Source organism: Micromonospora sp. NPDC005205 (assembly GCF_040608275.1).
GTDB lineage: Bacteria > Actinomycetota > Actinomycetes > Mycobacteriales > Micromonosporaceae > Micromonospora.
Map to the genome: position 1 here is coordinate 79,674 of NZ_JBEXHV010000014.1, position 17,328 is coordinate 97,001.

The 17,328-nt window shown below is 71.6% G+C and carries 17 protein-coding genes; 6 read left to right on the forward strand and 11 right to left on the reverse strand.

Annotation, left to right across the window (positions count from 1 at the left end):
• Nucleotides 1-99: 99 nt before the first annotated feature.
• The 4 genes from ABZU43_RS23915 to ABZU43_RS23930 are packed head-to-tail and all read left to right on the forward strand — an operon-like array spanning nucleotide 100 to nucleotide 3,322.
• Nucleotides 100-696 carry an NADPH-dependent FMN reductase gene (locus ABZU43_RS23915; RefSeq protein WP_355008706.1) on the forward strand — a complete coding sequence of 199 codons (597 nt, stop codon included), beginning with the start codon at nucleotides 100-102 and terminating at the stop codon, nucleotides 694-696.
• Nucleotides 693-2,324, forward strand: coding sequence for an MFS transporter (locus ABZU43_RS23920; protein WP_355008707.1), 1,632 nt, complete (start codon nucleotides 693-695; stop codon nucleotides 2,322-2,324). Before ABZU43_RS23915 ends, ABZU43_RS23920 begins: the two co-directional genes overlap by 4 nt.
• 50 nt (nucleotides 2,325-2,374) lie before the next feature.
• A complete protein-coding gene (locus ABZU43_RS23925; protein ID WP_355008708.1) occupies nucleotides 2,375-2,881 on the forward strand; it encodes an SRPBCC domain-containing protein in 507 nt (168 codons plus the stop codon).
• Between the two features lie 3 nt (nucleotides 2,882-2,884).
• Nucleotides 2,885-3,322, forward strand: coding sequence for a nitroreductase family deazaflavin-dependent oxidoreductase (locus tag ABZU43_RS23930; RefSeq protein ID WP_355008709.1), 438 nt, complete (start codon nucleotides 2,885-2,887; stop codon nucleotides 3,320-3,322).
• A gap of 65 nt (nucleotides 3,323-3,387) precedes the next feature.
• Here ABZU43_RS23930 and ABZU43_RS23935 read toward each other — a convergent pair whose 3' ends face one another.
• From ABZU43_RS23935 to ABZU43_RS23980, 10 genes are all read right to left on the reverse strand, one after another.
• Nucleotides 3,388-4,662, reverse strand: a complete 1,275-nt coding sequence (locus ABZU43_RS23935; RefSeq protein WP_355008710.1) for an activator-dependent family glycosyltransferase — start codon at nucleotides 4,660-4,662, stop codon at nucleotides 3,388-3,390.
• A gap of 30 nt (nucleotides 4,663-4,692) precedes the next feature.
• On the reverse strand, nucleotides 4,693-5,670 hold the full coding sequence (locus tag ABZU43_RS23940; protein ID WP_355008711.1) for an aldo/keto reductase: 978 nt from the start codon (nucleotides 5,668-5,670) through the stop codon (nucleotides 4,693-4,695).
• Nucleotides 5,671-5,687: 17 nt separating this feature from the next.
• Nucleotides 5,688-6,401: a class I SAM-dependent methyltransferase gene (locus ABZU43_RS23945; RefSeq protein ID WP_355008712.1), complete on the reverse strand. Its 714-nt coding sequence runs from the start codon at nucleotides 6,399-6,401 to the stop codon at nucleotides 5,688-5,690.
• The gene (locus tag ABZU43_RS23950; protein WP_355008713.1) at nucleotides 6,398-7,144 is read right to left on the reverse strand and encodes a class I SAM-dependent methyltransferase; all 747 of its coding nucleotides are present in this window, start codon (nucleotides 7,142-7,144) and stop codon (nucleotides 6,398-6,400) included. The genes ABZU43_RS23945 and ABZU43_RS23950 overlap by 4 nt, the downstream gene beginning before the upstream one ends.
• On the reverse strand, nucleotides 7,141-8,310 hold the full coding sequence (locus tag ABZU43_RS23955) for a DegT/DnrJ/EryC1/StrS family aminotransferase (RefSeq protein WP_355008714.1): 1,170 nt from the start codon (nucleotides 8,308-8,310) through the stop codon (nucleotides 7,141-7,143). Before ABZU43_RS23955 ends, ABZU43_RS23950 begins: the two co-directional genes overlap by 4 nt.
• 7 nt (nucleotides 8,311-8,317) lie before the next feature.
• On the reverse strand, nucleotides 8,318-9,043 hold the full coding sequence (locus tag ABZU43_RS23960; RefSeq protein WP_355008715.1) for a DUF899 domain-containing protein: 726 nt from the start codon (nucleotides 9,041-9,043) through the stop codon (nucleotides 8,318-8,320).
• Entirely contained in the window at nucleotides 9,027-10,634 is a 1,608-nt protein-coding gene (gene cmdF / locus ABZU43_RS23965; RefSeq protein WP_355008716.1) for a tyrosine 2,3-aminomutase, read from the reverse strand. The genes ABZU43_RS23960 and cmdF overlap by 17 nt, the downstream gene beginning before the upstream one ends.
• Nucleotides 10,631-12,202, reverse strand: coding sequence for an AMP-binding protein (locus tag ABZU43_RS23970; RefSeq protein WP_355008717.1), 1,572 nt, complete (start codon nucleotides 12,200-12,202; stop codon nucleotides 10,631-10,633). Before ABZU43_RS23970 ends, cmdF begins: the two co-directional genes overlap by 4 nt.
• Nucleotides 12,203-12,240: 38 nt before the next feature.
• On the reverse strand, nucleotides 12,241-13,431 hold the full coding sequence (locus ABZU43_RS23975; RefSeq protein WP_355008718.1) for a cytochrome P450: 1,191 nt from the start codon (nucleotides 13,429-13,431) through the stop codon (nucleotides 12,241-12,243).
• A 77-nt stretch (nucleotides 13,432-13,508) separates the two neighbouring features.
• A complete protein-coding gene (locus ABZU43_RS23980; RefSeq protein ID WP_355008719.1) occupies nucleotides 13,509-14,303 on the reverse strand; it encodes a TIGR03084 family metal-binding protein in 795 nt (264 codons plus the stop codon).
• Nucleotides 14,304-14,656: 353 nt separating this feature from the next.
• Here ABZU43_RS23980 and ABZU43_RS23985 point away from each other — a divergent pair, with 353 nt between their 5' ends.
• Both ABZU43_RS23985 and ABZU43_RS23990 read left to right on the forward strand, forming a co-directional pair.
• Nucleotides 14,657-14,851, forward strand: coding sequence for a DNA-binding protein (locus tag ABZU43_RS23985; protein WP_355008720.1), 195 nt, complete (start codon nucleotides 14,657-14,659; stop codon nucleotides 14,849-14,851).
• 164 nt (nucleotides 14,852-15,015) lie between these two features.
• The gene (locus ABZU43_RS23990) at nucleotides 15,016-16,215 is read left to right on the forward strand and encodes an FAD-dependent monooxygenase (protein ID WP_355008721.1); all 1,200 of its coding nucleotides are present in this window, start codon (nucleotides 15,016-15,018) and stop codon (nucleotides 16,213-16,215) included.
• On the opposite strand, the gene ABZU43_RS23995 is transcribed toward ABZU43_RS23990, so the two are convergent.
• Nucleotides 16,202-17,254, reverse strand: a complete 1,053-nt coding sequence (locus tag ABZU43_RS23995; protein WP_355008722.1) for an LLM class F420-dependent oxidoreductase — start codon at nucleotides 17,252-17,254, stop codon at nucleotides 16,202-16,204. The two genes, ABZU43_RS23990 and ABZU43_RS23995, sit on opposite strands and share 14 nt — an antisense overlap.
• Nucleotides 17,255-17,328 lie beyond the last annotated feature (74 nt).

Sequence of the window (17,328 nt, forward strand, 5' to 3'; positions counted from 1 at the left end):
CGGCCGGCGCACGTCCGGCCGGAACCGAACCGGAACCCCGGCACGGAAGGCTGACCACTGCTGCGGGAAGCCGGCGAGCCGGGGAGAGGTGACGCCAGGATGAGCGAGAACCATCTGCGGTTGGTGATCGTCATTGCCAGCATCCGCCGAGGCCGGTTCGGTCCGGTCCCGGCGCGCTGGCTGTGCGACGAGACCAACCGTGGTGGGCGCATCGAGGCGGACGTGATCGACCTCGCCGAGGCCCGCCTGCCCGAGGTCGCCGGCGACCCGGCTCCGCCCGCCGTTCGTGACCTCGCACCATGGCTGGCCGCCGCGGACGCGTTCGTCGTCGTCACACCGGAGTACAACGGCAGCTTCCCCGGGTCGTTGAAGACGGCCATCGACTGGTTCCGCGACGAATGGCGGCGCAAGCCCGTGGGCTTCGTCTGCTACGGCGGTCCGGCCGCGGGGCTGCGGGCGGTGGACCATCTGCGCCAGGTGTTCACCGACCTGGACGCGATGACGGTGCGCGACCCGGTGACCATCCCTCACCACCGGTCCGCCTTCGATCTCGCCGGCCGGCCGGTCGATCCCGGTCTGACGGTAGCGGCTGGTCGCATGCTCGAACAGCTCGTCTGGTGGGCCGACACGTTGCGGCGCGGACGCGTGGCGCCGACCGACACCCGACTCGGGAAACTTCAGGAAGGAATTCGATGACAACCGAAGGCACCACTGCGGCCGTGCCGCGGGCGGGCCGCCGGGAATGGATCGGGTTGGCTGTGCTCTGCCTGCCCACCCTGCTGGCCTCGGTGGACCTCACGGTCCTCTATCTCGCACTACCGCATCTCAGCGCCGATCTCGGCGCCACCACGACCCAGCAGTTGTGGATCGTGGACATCTTCGGGTTCCTCACCTCCGGCCTGCTGGTCACCATGGGCACGCTCGGTGACCGTTTCGGCAACCGCAGGATGCTGTTGATCAGCTCCGCCGCGTTCGCCGCGGCGTCGCTGCTGGCGGCGTACGCCACGACGCCGGAGATGCTCATCGGCGCCCGCGCCCTGCTCGGCGTGGCCGGTGCGGCAGGCATGCCCGCCGCCCTGGCCCTCATCACACACATGTTCCGGGACCCGGCGCAGCGCGGCATGGCGATCGCGTCGTGGATGAGCTGTTTCATGGGCGGCCTGATGCTCGGGCCCCTGGTCGGCGGCATCATGCTCGAGTACTTCTGGTGGGGCTCGGCGTTCCTGCTCGCGGTCCCGATCATGGTCCTCGTCCTGGTGGTGGCGCCGGTGCTGTTGCCGGAGCGCCGCAACCCGGGCGCGGGCAAGCTGGACCTGCTCAGTGTCGCCATGTCCCTGGTCGCGATGATCTCGCTGGTGTACGGGCTGAAGAAGCTCGCCCAGGACGGCTTCACGGCACCGGCGCTGCTCGCCATGGTGTTCGGCGTTCTGGTCGGCGTGCTCTTCGTGCGGCGGCAGCGGAGCCTCACCGACCCGCTGCTCGACCTGCGCCTGTTCGGCATAGCGACACTGCGCGCCGCGCTCATCCTCGGCCTGCTGGTCAGCGCGCTCAACGGCGGCGCATCTCTGCTGGTGACCCAGTTCCTCCAGGTGATCGAGGGGCTGTCACCGCTGCGGGCGGGCCTGTGGCTGCTGCCGCCGTCCCTGGCCATGATCATCGCGTTGTTCCTGGCGCCGGGCCTCACCGCCAAGCTGAAGGCGGGCCGGGTGATCGCGCTCGGGCTCGGCATCGGGGTGGTGGGTTATCTGATCCTGGCTCAGGTGGAGAGCGTGGACGGTCTCGGGCTGCTCGTCGCGGGCTTCGCGGTGCTGCTGTTCGGTATGGGCCTGCCCTCGTCGCTGGGCACCATGCTGGTGATGGGCGCCGCGCCGCCGGACAGGATCGGCTCCGCGTCGTCGTTGCAGCAGACCAGCAACGAGTTCGGCATCTCGATCGGCATCGCCACGCTCGGCAGCATCGGCATGGCGACCTACCGCAGCGAGTTGGCGGACACGGTGCCCGACACGGTGCCGCCGGACGTGGTGGAGGCCGCCCGCGAGGGCATCGCTCCCGCCAGCGTGCTGTCCGCGCAGTTCCCCGACCTGCTGGCGCCGGCGCGGGCCGCGTTCACCGTCGGTCTGAACAACGTCGCCTGGGTCAGCGCGGCGCTGATGATCGGCCTGGCCATCTTCGCGTACTTCGCACTGCGGCACACCGAGCTGAGCGAGATGACGCCGCCGACCGACATACCGCCGCTTGCCGAGCAGGCTACGGCCGCGGACGCCGCCGGCGTCGAGGCCGGCCGCACCGACGACGCCCCGCAGACCGTTCCGCCTCAACGCTGACGCCGATGCCCGGCGGGCCTGGCCCGCCGGGCATCGCGGAAGGAGTAACCATGTCACTCGACGTGGATGGCACCCAGGTGACGCTGTGCCGGGACAGCGCGCGGCCCAGCGTGCGGCTGCGGCGCCGCTATCCGGCACCGGTCGCCGCGGTGTGGCGGTGCCTCGTCGAACCGGATCAGGTCAACGCCTGGTGGACGCCGATGACCGTCGAGCTGGTGCCGGAGGCTGGCGCCGCGATGACGTTCACCTGGCCCGGTGGCGACACGGATCCGGGCCAGGTCCTCGCCGTCGACCCGCCCCACCTCTTCGCGTACACCTGGGGTCCGGACACCCTGCGCTGGGACCTGTCCGCCGCAGGGGACGGGACCGACCTCACGTTGCTGACCACGGTGGCCGACCCGGGCCACATCGCCTACAGCGCGGCTGGCTGGCACTCCGGCCTCGACCTGCTCGGAGATCACCTGGCCGGCCGGGAGGTCGTGCCACCCGGTCCCGATCCGGCACCTCCGGCGCTGGTCGAACGCTATCGTCGGCTACTCGACGGAGAACAGGGATGACACATGGCTGACGAAGAGATCCACGACAGTCCCACCAAGTGGGTGGCCGACCACGTGCGCTCCTACGTGGAGACCGATGGCGCCAAGGGACACGACTTCCAGGGCAAGCTGCCCACCCTGCTACTGACGACGCGGGGCCGCCGGACGGGCAAGCTGCGCCGCACCGCACTGATCTACGGGCGGGACGGCGACCGGTACGTGGTGGTGGCCTCGGCGGGCGGGCAGGAGGCGAATCCCGCCTGGTACCTGAACCTCTGTGCCGAACCGGAGGTGTCGGTGCAGGTGTACGGCGAGACCTTCCAGGCCAAGGCGTCGGTCGCCGCTGAGGCCGAGCGGCCCGCGCTGTGGGAGCAGATGGCGGGGATCTTCTCCACCTACCGTCGCTACCAGAAGAAGGCATCCCGGGAGATCCCGGTGGTGCTGCTGGAACCGCTGCGTTAACCCCTGAACAGGCTGTGCGCCTCCGCCGGCCCGCCCCCGTCCGCGCGGAGGCGCACAGCCCTGCCTCAGCCCGCCCGCCGGTAGGCCGCCGTCAGCTTCTCCACGGCGGGCACCACCTCGTTGGGCGTGGGCAGACCCATCATCTCGGTACGCAGGCGGACCGCGTTCTCCTTGAACGACGGGTCCTTGAGCACCCGCATCAGGTCCTCGCGGAGCCCCGCGGGGGTGAGGCGGTCGGAGTCGTAGGCCAGCCACACCCCGGCGCCACGCTCCTGCAGCCCGTTCGCCTGCGCCACCGGGCCGAACCACTTCTCGCTCCAGTACGCGCTCGGCACGATGAGCTGCGGTACGGCGTGCTCGAAGGCTGAGGCCATCGTCGAGGATCCGCCGTGGTGCACGATGGCGCTGCACGTCGGCAGCAGGACGTTCATCGGCACGAAGTCGACCACCCGCACGTTGTCCGGTATCCGCGGCACCGAGGCGAGCTGCTCCGCGCTCATCGTGGCGACCACCTCGATGTCGAGGTCGCCCACCGCCTCGAGCAGGTCCACGGCGGAGGCCTCGGCGACGTCCGCCTCGCGGTGGGTCATGCCCAGCGTGACGCAGACCCGCGGCCGGACCGGCGGCTCATAGAGCCACCGCGGCACCACCGAGGGGCCGTTGAAGGCGAGGTGACGCATCCGGATGTAGTGCGGTGAGCTGGGGCGCCAGGTCCACGGCGGCATGGTGTCGATCGTCCACTGACCGTGCACGACGTCGTCGGCGAACGCGCCGCCGCCGTGCGTGCGCAGCAGCGGCTCCAGCCAGGCGCGCATCGGGTCCGGCCGGGACCCGCCGGCCGCCCGGACCGCCTCCCAGAGCTGCACGAAGGCGTCCGTGCCGAACAGGATGCGCGCGTGCGCCGCGCCGCAGGCCCGGGCCACCACCGGTCCGGCGTAGGTCATCGCGTCCCAGAGCACCAGGTCCGGCCGCCAGGCGCGGGCGAAACCGATCAGGTCGGTGAGCATCTCGTCGGTGTGCAGGAACGGGAGGAGGTTCGTGGTGAGGTACTCAAGCTCGGCGTACGGATCGTCCCGGGCATAGTCGGTCTGCAACGGCAGCGTTGCCGGTGCGGCCTGGCGCTTCGGCGGCTCGGACATCTCGTCGACCTCGGCCAGCGTCTCGGCCATGGGCTCACCGGCCAGGACGGCGGTGAGCCCCGCCTGCGCCAGCGCCTCGGTCGAGCCCGGCTGGCAGGCGACGCGCACGTCATGACCGGCGGTGCGCAGCGCCCAGGCCAGCGGCGTCATGATGTAGAGGTGTGACTTCAGGTCCGGGGGAGCGACGAACAGGACACGCATGGCGGGTCTCTCCTTCGGGTTCGAGGTGATTCACCAGCCCGCCGGCGGGCTGGCGCCGGCGACCGGAGGGAACAGCTCTTCCAGGCGTCGGATCACCGCGGGGTCGAGCGGGCTGTCGAGGGCGGCGAGGGCACCGTGCAGGTGCCCCAGGGTGCGTGGACCGATCACCGCGCCGGTCAGTCCGGGACGGCCCAGTACCCAGGCGAGCGCCACCTCGGCCGGGTCCAGCCCGAGACCGGCACAGTACTTCTCGTAGTCGGCGACGGCCTCGTACCGGTCCTCCAGGGCCCGCATCGCGCGCCCCTGCGCCGTCTTCACCGCGGTGCCGTCGGCCAGCTTCCGGAGCGCGCCGCCGAGCAGCCCGCCGTGCAGCGGGGACCAGGCGAACACCCCGACGCCGTACGCCTGGGCCGCCGGGATCACCTCCGTCTCGGCCTGCCGGGCCACCAGGTTGTAGGCACACTGCTCGACGACGAGCCCGAGGTGACCGCGTCGGGTCGCCGTCTCCCGCGCCGCGGCGATGTGCCACCCGGCGAAGTTCGAGGAGCCGACGTACCGGATCTTGCCCTGGCCGGTCAGCATCTCCATCGCCTGCCAGATCTCGTCCCAGCCGGCGTGTGGATCGAAGTGGTGCATGTGGTACAGGTCGATCCAGTCGGTGCGCAGCCGCCGCAGGGAGTCCTCGCAGGAGGCGACGATGTGCCGGGCGGACAACCCGCGGTCGTTGGGCCAGTCGCTCATCGGGTTGAACACCTTGGTCCCCAGCACCACCTTCTCCCGCCGGCGGTCGCCCTGGTCGAACCATGCGCCGATGAGTTCCTCGGTCAGCCCTCGATGCACCTGCCAGCCGTAGTGGTTAGCAGTGTCGAAGAAGTTGATGCCGTGGTCCAGCGCCTCGTCCATGAGGCGGAACGCCTCTTCGCGCGTGGTGCGCACACCGAGATTGAGCGTGCCCAGGCACAGCGGGCTGACCTCCAGGGCGGTACGGCCGAGTCGGGTGTAGCGCATCGTCGCTCTCCTTCGTCTCAGCCGCGCTGCCCGACGAACAGGCCGCGCCCGGTAAGCCCGTCATCCAGGAACTCGGCCGGGCAGCCGGCGTCCGCGAACGCACCCAGGTACTCGTCGCGGCTGAACAGCATGAGGTGCGACGTCTGGGTGAACTCCCGGATACCGCCCGCGTCCCCCACCAGGAAGCGCACCTCCAGGTGCGACATCCGCCCGGTGCGGGTGGTGTGCGACATCCGGGCCACCGCCCGCGTCCCGTCGGTGTCGGAGTCGACGGCCAGATGACCGTCGAGGAACCGCTCGGGAAACCACCACGGTTCCACCACCAGCACGCCGCCCGGCTCCAGGTGCTGCGCCATGGACCACACGGCCTGGCGTAACTCGGCCACCGAGCCCAGGTAGCCGATGGCGTTGAACATGCAGGTGACCGCGTCGAAGCGGCGGCCCAGGCGAAAGTCGCGCATGTCGCCGTCGTGCACGGGCACCCCGGGTAGGCGCGTCCGGGCCGTCGCACGCATCGGCTCGGACAGCTCCACGCCGGCCACCTCGTCGAAGGTGCCGGCGAAGGTGGCCAGGTGTGCGCCCGTCCCGCAGGCCACGTCGAGCAGGCTGGCCGCCTCCGGACGCCGGTCGCGGATCAACCGGGTCAGGGTCTCCGCCTCGGCGGCCCAGTCCTTGCCCCGGCTGCGGTAGATGAACTCGTAGATCTCGGCGAACTCCGCGGTGTAGGTCATCGGCGGACCCCGGCGAACAGGCCACGGCCGGGCAGGCCGCCGGCATCGGTGAGATGCTCGGCGGTACAGCCCGCCGACCGCAGGGCCTCGAGATAGTCCTCCCGGGTGAACAGGGTCAGCATCTGCACGTGGGAGAAGTGCCGGATACCGCCGTCGTCGGCGACGACGTAGTGCGCCTCGTGCCGGGCCGCCTGCCCCTGCCGCGCCGAGTGCGAGACCCGCACGACGGTACGGGTGTCGTCGTGGACCACGTCGTGGGCGATGTGCCCGTCGAGGAAGGTGTCCGGGGACCACCATGGGTCGATCACCAGTACGCCACCGGGAACGAGGTGCGCGGCCATCGTCCGGACCGTCGCGCAGAGCTCGTCGACGTCGTGGGCGTAGCCGATGGTGCCGGTCAGGATGCACACGGCATCGAATTCGCGGCCCAGCGCGAACGACCGCATGTCGCCGACGTGGACGGCGCCGGACGGCAGCTTGGCCTGCGCCACAGTGCACATCGCCGGGGACAGTTCGAGTCCGGCGACCTCCAGGAAGGTCGTCGCCAGCCGCCGCAGGTGCTCGCCGGTCCCGCAGGCCACGTCCAGCACGGACCGGGCCTGCGGCCGGCGCTCGCGGACCACGCGCGCCACGGCGTCCGCCTCGGCGGCGAAGTCCTTGCCCCGTCCCGCGTACAGCAGGTCGTAGATCTCGGCCACGTCGGCGTCGTATGCCGCCGAGGTCACAGTGGGTTGGCCGGTCACCGGGTGTCTCCCGCCGCGACGGTGTGCCGGCCGAGCCGACGGGCGAGGGATGCGCGCAGCGCCGCGACGACCGCGTCCACGTCGTCGTCGCTGAGCGCCTGGTGCATCGGCAGGCACAGGGTGCGTTCGGCGGCCCGCTCGGCCCGGGGCAGCCGCGCTGTCGACCCGTACGCGGCCACCCGGTGCAGGATGGGGTAGCGGAACGTCGTGTAGATGCCCTGGGCGTACAGATCGCTGGCCACGTCGTCGCGGATTCCCTCGTCCATCTGCACCCAGTACAGGTAGTACGAGCTGCGTTGGCCGGGGGGCAGCGGCGGGGGCAGGGTCAGACCGGGCACGTCGGCGAGGCCGCTGTCGTAGCGAGCCTCGACAGTTCGCCGCCGGTCGGCGAAGTCCGGCAGTCGGCCCAGTTGCACAAGGCCGACGGCGGCCTGCATGTCGTTCATGATCGAACGCCTGGAGAACGACGAGATGTCGAAGTCCCACCATCGGTGCGCCGAGCGCCGGGCCTGGGAGAAGCCGCTGAACTGCTCCAGGCCGAAGTACGCGAGCTTGGCGGCCCGTGCCACCAGGTCGGGATCGCGGGCGGTGAGCATGCCGCCGTCGCCGGCCACGACGATCTTCTGTGCGTCGAAGCTCCACACGCCGATGTCGCCGAGCGTGCCGCAGGGTACGCCGTCCACGCTGGAGTCCACCGCGCAGGCGGCGTCCTCGATGAGGAGGATCCCGCGTTCCCGGCACAGCTCGGCGATGCCCGCGATGTCACCGGGCCGGCCACCGTAGTGCAGCGCCAGCACTGCGCGGGTGCGCGGAGTGAGTGCCGCCGCCACGTCGTCGACGGTGGGGTTGAGGGTGTGCGGATCCACGTCGCAGAAGACCGGACGGCCACCGTGCGCCGCAATGGCGTTGCCCGCACCGACGAAGCTCACTGTCGGCAGCACCACCTCGGTGCCGGGTCCCACACCGGCGAGCTGCATCGCGATGAACGTCGCCTCGGTGCACGAGTTCACCGCCGTGACCCTGTCGGTGTCCACACCGAGGTGGCCGGCGAAGGCTGCCTCGAACGCAGCGGTGCGCGGTCCCTTGCCGACCCAGTTGCTGCCGAACACCTCTGCGATGGCGTTCAGCTCCGCCTCGCCGAGGGACGGCTGAAACACGTTGATCATGATCCGCTCACCACCTCTCGTAGTCGTCGTGGTGGCGGACCCAGTCCATCTTGTCCTCCAGGTGATCTTCCTGGCGACCCAGCGGGGTGAGGTCGAGGTAGTTGTAGGTGTTGTTGAGCAGGTCGCTACCGCGCCGGTAGGTGGAGTAGGCGTAGCGCACCGCGTCGCCCTCGCGCAGGAACGTGCTGACGCCGGGCATCTCCGGCTCCGGGTCGTCGTCGTCGAGGCGCACGTGGAAGTCCTCGTAGAACGTGGTGCCGTGGCAGGAGACGAACGGCACGGTCCAGCCCATCCGCTTGACGAACTGCTCCGTCTCCGCTGGCGGCTCCGGTGACACCACCATCAGCGTGGTGTCCCGTGCGTGCAGGTGCGCCAGGTGACCGATGTTGTCCACCCAGAACGAGCAGATCGGACACCAGCCGTACCCTTCCAACGAACCCATGAAGTGGTACGTGATGAGCTGGCGCCGGCCCTCGAACAGGTCGAGCAGGCTCAGCCGGCGCCCGCCCGGGGCGATGAAGGTGTAGTCCGTGTCGACGGTCAGCAGGGGCAGCGCCTGCCGCTCCCGGGTCACCGCGTCGCGGGCCCGGGTCAGTTCCTTCTCCCGCTCCAGCAGCGCCTTGCGGGCGGCCAGCCACTGCGCCCGGTCGGCCAGCCACTGCGCCCGGTCGGCCGGGGCCGGCGTGGTGGTGGTGGCGGCCCTGCCCGTAGCCCCGTCAGCGCAGCACGACATCGGCGCGCTCCAGCTCCGTCAGGAACACCCCGCGCGACAGCGCCTCGGCGGTCCGCTCGATGTCGTCGGACATGTACCGGTCCTCGTTCAGCGTGGACACGAGGCCGCGGACGGTGTCATAGGTGGCCCGGGCAGCCGGGCTCAGCCCGTCGGGCCCACCCCGCAGGTCCACCGCCTGCGCCGCGGCCAGGAACTCCACGGCGAGGATGCGGTCGTTGTTCTCCAGCACCCGCCGGGCGTTGCGGGCGGCGATCAGGCCCATGCTGACCACGTCCTGGTTGTCGCCGTTGGACGGCACGCTCTGGGTGCTGGCCGGCCCGATGGTGCGGTTCTCCGCGACCAGCGCGGTGGCCGGGTACTGCGCGCCGGCGAACCCGCTGTTGAGGCCGGGATCACCGGCCACGAGGAACTCCGGCAGCCCGTCGCTGAGATGCCGGTTCAGCAGTCGGTTGGTGCGCCGCTCGGAGAACACCCCGAGCTGGGTGAGCGCGATGGTCAGGAAGTCCATCACGAAGGCGATCGGCTGGCCGTGGAAGTTGGCGCCGTGGAAGACCTCCTTGCCGACGAAGAACAGGGGGTTGTCGTTGGCCGAGTTGACCTCGGTCTCCAGCTTCTCCATGGCGTGGTACACGGTGTCCCGGACGGCGCCCACCACCTGCGGGATGGCCCGCAGCGTGTACGCCTTCTGCATGTAGATCTCCGTACGGGAGACGCCGTTCGCGGCCCGCTCGGTCGCCTGCAGCTGCCGGCGCAGGTCCTCGTGCTCCAGCGCCAACCCGCTCCCTCGCATCAGGGCCCGCATGTTCGCCGCGGTGTCGATCTGACCGCGGTGCGGGCGCGCGATGTCGTGGCCCTCGGCGAGGAACGGACTGGTCGACGCACGCATGGTCTCCAACACCAGAGCGGTGACGATCTCCGCCTGGCGAACCTGGTCGAGCGCGCGCTTGGCCACCAGGCAGCCCAGGCCGGTCATGCCCGAGGTGCCGTTGATCAGTGAGAGGCCCTCCTTGAAGCGGAGCTCCAGCGGCTCGATGCCGAGCTTGCGCAACACCGGGCCGGTCGGCACGCGGCTACCACCACGCAGCAGATAACCCTCGCCGATGAGGGTGGAGGCGATGTGTGCCAGCGGAGCCAGGTCACCGCTCGCTCCCAGCGAGCCGATCTGCGGGATGGCCGGCGTCAGGCCCTCGTTCAGATACAGCGCCAGCCGCTCCAGCACCTCGGGGCGGACCGCGGAATATCCCTTGGCGAGGGCGTTGAGCCGGGCCGCCACGATCGCCCGGGCCTCGTCCTCGGCGAAGTCCGGCCCCACGCCGGCGCTGTGACTGCGTACGAGGTTGGTCTGGAGCTCGACCTCCTTCGAGGTGTCGACGAGCATGTAGACCATCTCGCCGTAACCGGTGGTGACGCCGTACACCGGCTCACCGCGTCGTACGGTGTCCTCGAACATGGCCCGGCTGCTGGCCGCACGGCCCAGCGCGTCCCGGTTCACCCCGCAGCGGACGCGGTCCACCGCGACCTTCCACACATCGGGCACGCCGACGGTCTCGCCGTCGAAGTCGACGGTCGTCTGGGTCTCGACAAGGGTCACAGTGCACACTCCATCGGATCGCGGTGTTTCGTTCTTCCGGTACGGAGGCCGGCCAGGGCGCGCCGGTCGACCTTGCCGCCGGTGTTGCGCGGCAGGGAATCCACGGTGGTGAAGGTGACCGGCAGGACGGGATCGCCGAACCGGCGGCGCAGTGCCGAGCGCCAGTGGTCCGGGGTCCCGCCTGGGCCGGGTACGACGTAGGCGTCGAGGCGGACGACCAGACCGTCGTAGCCGGTCACGGGCACCACGGCGCAGGCGGCCACTGCTTCGTCTGCGGACAGGGCGGCCTCGACGTCGGCGAGCTCGATGCGGACGCCGTACATCTTGATCTGCAAATCCCGGCGGCCGTGAAACTCCAGCACACCGTCCGGGCGCCACCGGCCGAGGTCACCGGTCCGGTAGTGCGGGGTGACGCCGTCGACGCCGCGCGGCGGGTGGAACACCCCGTTGTCCGCGGCCGCCGCCCCCACGTACCCGGTGGTGACGTACCGGCTGCGGATCACCAGGTGACCGATCTCGCCCGGCGGGCACGGGCCGTCGCGGTCGTCGAGCACGAGCAGGTCACGTCCGGGGATGGGCCGGCCGATCGCGACGGTGCCGGGCCCGGTGTCCGCGACGGACACCTCGTGCCAGGTGGCGAGGATGGTCTCGGTCGGTCCGTACAGGTTGACCAGCCTGGTCCGTGGCAGCCGCGCCCGGAGCTGGCGGGCGAGCGGGCCAGGCAGCGCCTCGCCGGCGAGCAGCAGGGCGGCCAGCCGGGTCGACGCCGGATCGCCGGCGAGCAGCGGCTCCAGCTCACGGGCGAAGCTCGGCACGGTCTGGAGCACTGTCACGCGCTCACGTGACAGCCACGGCACCAGGCGATCCGGGTCCGCGCGTGTTCGCCACGGCACCGGGCACAGCGTGGCGCCCCCGCGCAGGGCCGCGAACACCTCGACGAGGCAGGCGTCGTAGCCGGGTGCCGCCCACTGCGCCAGCCGGGTGCCGGCACCGATGCCGAACTCGGCGGCGAACCATCCGGTGAACTGGGCCAGCGCGGCGTGGGTCTGCCGGATGCCCTTGGGTCGACCGGTGGTGCCGGACGTGTACGCCACGTAGGCGGTCGCGTCCGGAGCGACGGCGGACACCGTGGTGTCGGTGGCGCCGGGGATGCCGGCGAGGTCCAGCACGGGCACGCCGGTCGCGTCGACCGCCCGGCGTACCGGATCGTCCGGGTCCGAGTCGGTGAGTACGCACGCCGGCCCCAGATCGGCGAGCGCGGCGTGCGCGGTCCCGGTGCCGGCGAGGCACACCATCGGCGCCCCCGAACCGAGCGCGCCGACGAGCGCGACGACCAGGTCCGCGCCGGGGGACGCGAGCACTGCCACCGGTCGTCCCGGCCCGGCACCGTACGCCCGTACCGCCGCCCGCACACCGGCCGCGCGGCGTGCCAGCTCGCCGTAGGTGAGCTCGACGTCGCCGTCCGACACGGCGATCGCTTCGGGATGCCGCCGGGCCTGCGCCCGGATCAGGTCGGCCACGGTCGGGCCGGCGTCGGCCGGCTCCAGACCCTGGGTGTTCGCGGTCACGCCTCCTCCTTTCCAGATCGGTTGGGGCGACGGGGAGATCAGCGCAGTCGCACGGGCAGCGCGTTCAGGCCGTGCATGACGACGCTCGCCCGCCAGGCCAGCGATTCGGCCGGGTTGGCCAGCCGCAGGTGCGGATAGCGGCGCACCAGCGCGCGGATGGCGATCGTCGCGTCCAGCCGGGCCAGCGGCGCGCCGATGCAGTGGTGCAGTCCGTGCCCGAACGCCACGTGCGCGTTCTGCGGCCGGTCGACGCGCAGCGTGGCCGGCTCGGCGAACCGCTGCGGGTCGCGATTGGCCGCCAGCAGCGAGACCAGCACCACCGCGCCGGCCGGAATGGTGGCCCCGCCGACGGCCAGCGGCTGCCGCGCCCGCCGGGCGGCCACCTGCACGGGGCTCTCGTACCGGAGAACCTCCTCCACGGCGTCCGGCACCAGGTCCGGATCGGCGCGCAGCCGCTCGAGCTGCGGCCGGTCGGTCAGCAACGCCAGCATCGCGTTGCCGATCAGGTTGACGGTGGTTTCGTGTCCGGCGATCAGCAGAAGGAACACCATGGAGGTGAGCTCGTCCTCGGTGAGCCGGTCACCGCCGTCCCGCACCGATGCCAGGGCGGAGAGGAGGTCGTCACCCGGCGCGCGGCGCTTGTCGCGCAGCAGGCCCTGGGCGTAGTCCAGCATCTCCCCGGCGGCCGCCTCCAGCTCGGCGAGGCTCAGCGCGCTCGCCGTCAGCGTGGTCGTCCACCGGTGGAAGGAGGCGTCGTCCGACTCGGGGATGCCGAGCAGCCCGCCGAGCACCCGGATGGGCAGCGGCAACGCGTACGCCGCGACGAGGTCGACCTCGTCCGCGCCGGCCATCGCGTCCAGCAGATCCTCGGCGATCCGCTCGATGCGTGGCCGCATGTCCTCCATCCGGCGCCGGGTGAACGCCGCGGAGATCAGCCTGCGCAGGCGGGTGTGGTCCGGCGGTTCCCGGTTCAGCATGTGGTTGTTCATGCCGAGGCGGAGCCGCTCGGAAAGACCGCGCCGGTCGGCTACCGCGCCGGTGCGGCCCTCCAGGCGGGTGTCGGCCAGGCACCGGCGCACCTCGTCGTACCCGACCACCAGCCACGCCGGACCGCCGGACGGCAGCGTCACCCGGTGCACCGGTCCCAGCGCCGCCAGGCGTGCGGATCCGGCGTGCCGCTGTGCCGCGTCGCCCAGCAGGAAGTCCGCGGCGTGCGGCGCGACGGTCATGCCGTCATCCTGGCAACAGCGGGTGTCGCGCAGCGCCTTCGTGGTTGCGCTGCTGGAACGAGGTGCCTCCGGCATGATCAGGACCGGCCGAACTGTCCCGGCGTGCGACCCGCACCGGCCGGCCCGCGGTACGCCTGGGCGATGTCCAGCCAGTGCTCGGCGTCGGCCCCCGTCGCGGTCAGGGACAGATCGTCGCGGTGCCGGCGCCGCGTGACGAGCAGGCAGAAGTCCTCGGCCGGTCCGGAGATCCGCTGCTCGGCGTCCTCCGGGCCGAACCGCCAGACGGAGCCGGACGGAGCGGTGAGCGTGTAGCCGAACTCGACGTCGGGGGTCGACTCGCCGCGAGCCTGATAGCCGAAGTCCCAGGTGCGCACCGCGAAGCCGCACAGGAACCGGATCCGGTCCGTCCGCACCTGACGCACGCCGAGCGTGTCGGCGATGTCCTGACCGTGGCCGAACAGCTCCATCATTCCGGCGCAGGCGAGCACCGGCGCGGGCAGTGGCCGCACCAGCCAGGGCACCACCTGACCGTCCGGCACGGCGGCGAGAGCCTTCTCGGCGTTGGCGCGTTCCTCCCGCCACCGGTTGAGCAGGACGTGCGGCGGGTCGGAGAGATAGGCCGACAGCGCCACGTCGACGTTGCGGTCGAAGTCGCCGCTCATCGTCGCGACGCGGGCGCGGAAGCCGTCCGGGTCCGCGGCGGCGAAACCGGCCAGCCGGAATGTCGCGGCCAGGTGGGCCACCTGATGGGCGATGGTCCAACCGGGAGCCGGGGTGTCCAGCTTCCACTGTGTGTCGTCCAGGCCGGCGAGCAGCCGGTCCAGCTCGTCACCGTCAGCGGTCAGGGCGGGGATCGGGTCGGGTCCGGTCACCGTGAGGTCCTCTCGATCGGGCGTACGGGTGGCGTCGGGCCGGTGCGAGCCGGGCGGCGGTGTGTGTGGCCTGGATCGGCGTCGGTTCTCTGCAGGCGGGGCCCGTGCGCCAATCCCCGGAAAACGTCTCCATGGTCGACCTCGCACGGAGGGTGACGCACCTTCGTCAGTGCGCTGCGGGGCAGAGGGGATCTTCGCCGCCGGGGTGTCCAGGGCGACTGCGCACGAACGCGTACGCGTGGCACGGGTGGCGACTCACCGGGACCGGAACGTTTCCGGACCGTCTTCGCACCGCCGCTGGGGCACCATGAACGCCGGACGGGCGCGTCCAAAGAACCGAAGGGAGTCACACGATGGCGCAAGGCACCGATCTGCCGAGCTCACTGGGCAAGCCCGCGCTGCGGGCGCTCGAGGGTGCCGGCTACACCAAGCTGGAGCAGTTCACCAAGATCAGCGAGTCCGAGGTCAAGGAGCTGCACGGGATGGGCCCCAAAGCCCTGAGCACGCTCAAGTCGTCGATGAAGGCGAAGGGCCTCTCCTTCAAATGAACCGCGACGACCGGGTGGGTGGCTGTTCGCCACCCACCCGGTCTCGTCGTGACGGGCACCCGCCACAGCACTTTGGAAGACGGCATCTGATGGGAAACGGGTACGAAGGCCACACACCAGCTCCATCGCGAGGCAGTGTGGGGCGTCGACCCGGAGGAAGCGGCATGACACAGGCCAGAACAGCCATGATCATCGGTAGCGGCATCGCCGGCAGTGTGGCGGCGCTCGCGTTGCGCCGGGCAGGCATCGAGCCGACCGTGTTCGAGGCGTACGACCGACCGTCCGACGATGTCGGCGGCGAGTTGATGCTGGCGCCCAACGGCATCGACGCGCTCGGCATCGTCGGGGTCGAGGACGACGTGCACCGCCTTGGCAGCCCCATCCGCCGTACCGTGATGACGGACGGCCGAGGCCGCCCGTTCGGCGATTTCGAGCACCTGCCCGATCTGCCGCCGAGCCGCGCGGTCAAGCGCGCGGACCTGCAACGACTGCTGCGCGAGCGGACCGAGGCGGCGGGTGTCCGCATCGTCTACGGCCGGCGTCTGGTCGGCGCCACGGACTCGCCGGACAGCATCACCGCAAGCTTCGCCGACGGCAGCAGCGCGACCGCCGACGTCCTGATCGGCGCGGACGGCATCCGATCGGCCGTCCGGCGCCTCATCGACCCGGGCGCACCCACGGCGCAGTACACCGGGATGCTCGGCCTGGGCGGCGCCGTGGAGGTGCCGTCGGTCGGTGAGCCGGGCGTCATGCATCTGGCGAACGGGCACGACGCCTTCTTCGGCCACTGGATCGGATCCGACGGACGCGTCAACTGGTTCAGCAACATCACCAGCGACGAGCCGATGGCGATGTCCGAGGCGCGCCGGGTGCCAGCGGACCGATGGCTGAACCGGTTGCGCCGGGTGCACGCCGAGGACGTACCGGCGCGCGACGTACTCGACCGGGCCGAGCCGCAGGACGTGTTCCCGTTCGGCGCCATCGAGATCCTGCCCCCGCTGCGGACGTGGTACCGCGGGCGGATGGTGCTGGTCGGGGATGCCGCGCACGCGCCCTCCCCGGTGTCCGGTCAGGGCGCCTCGTTGGCCTCGGAGAGCGCCGTGCAGCTCGCCCGCTGCCTGCGGGATGTGCCCGGGGTGCAGGCCGCGTTCGCCACCTACGAGATGATGCGACGGCCCCGGGTGGAGAAGATCGCTGCCGATGCCGCGCGCGCCAATCAGGCCAAGGCGCCCGGCCCGGTCGCGTACGCGCTCATGCGGCTGCTGGCCCCCGTCGCGCGGCACACAGTGCTGAAGCCCGAGCGGATGTTCGGCCCGGTGCACCGGCACCGGATCGACTGGAACCGGACGGTCACCCCCGCCTGAGCGGCGTCGACCGGTCCGCGGTGTACGCCTCGTGAACCTCCCGCAGGGCACCGATGCCGCCGCCGAAGACGGTGACCGCCAGCTCGGTGACGCCGGCCTCGGCGAACTCGCTGAGCCGCCCGGCGATCCGGTCCACCGGCCCGAGCAGCGACGTGCGGTCGACGAAATCCGCCGGTACGGCGGCGGCCGCCTCGGCGTACCGCTTCGCCAGATACAGCTCCTGGACGTCACGGGCCGCGTCCGCGTATCCCATGCGTGCGGCGAGGAGGTTGTAGAAGTTGCGGTCTCGGCTGCCCATGCCGCCGAGATAGAGGGCGACGTGCGCGCGGACCCGGTCGACGCACCGCCCGACGTCGTCGCCGACGGCGAGCGGCACTGACGCGATCACCTCGAACCCGTCCATGGGCCGGCCGGCTCGCTCCCGGCCGGCCCGGACGTGCCGCAACTGCTCGGCCGCGAACTCCGGGCTGAGGAATGCGGCGAGCCAGCCGTCGCCGATCTCCCCGGCCAGCTCCAGGTTGCGCGGGCCGACCGCGGCCAGATAGATCGGCAGGTCCGGGCGGGGCGGATGGACTGTCAGCCGCAGGGCTCTGCCGGCGCCGCCGGACAGCGGCAGCGGGTAGTGCCGGCCCGGGTGGGCGAGCGGGCGCCGGGACAGGGCGAGGCGGAGCACGTCGACGTACTCACGGGTCCGCCCGAGCGGGTCGGCGAAGGGCACGCCGTGCCATCCCTCGGACACCTGTGGTCCGGAGACGCCGAGGCCCAGCCGGAACCGACCGCCGGACAGGCGATCGAGGGTCGCGGCGGTCATCGCGGTGAGGGCGGGGCTGCGTCCCGGCATCTGCATGACGGCGGAGCCGATGTTGATGGACCGGGTGTGCGCGGCGAGCCAGGTCAGCATCGTCACCGCGTCCGAGCCGTACACCTCCGCCGCCCACACGGTGTGGAAGCCGAGCCGCTCGGCCTCGACGGCCAACCGCACCCGGCCGGCGGCATCGCCGGCGCCCACCAGATGTCCCAGATTCAGCGACAGTCGCATCCGACCATCGTGGCGTCGGGTCGCCTCGGCGGGCATCTCGCGCCGTGCCGTTCCCGCAGCGCGGGGCACCGGCG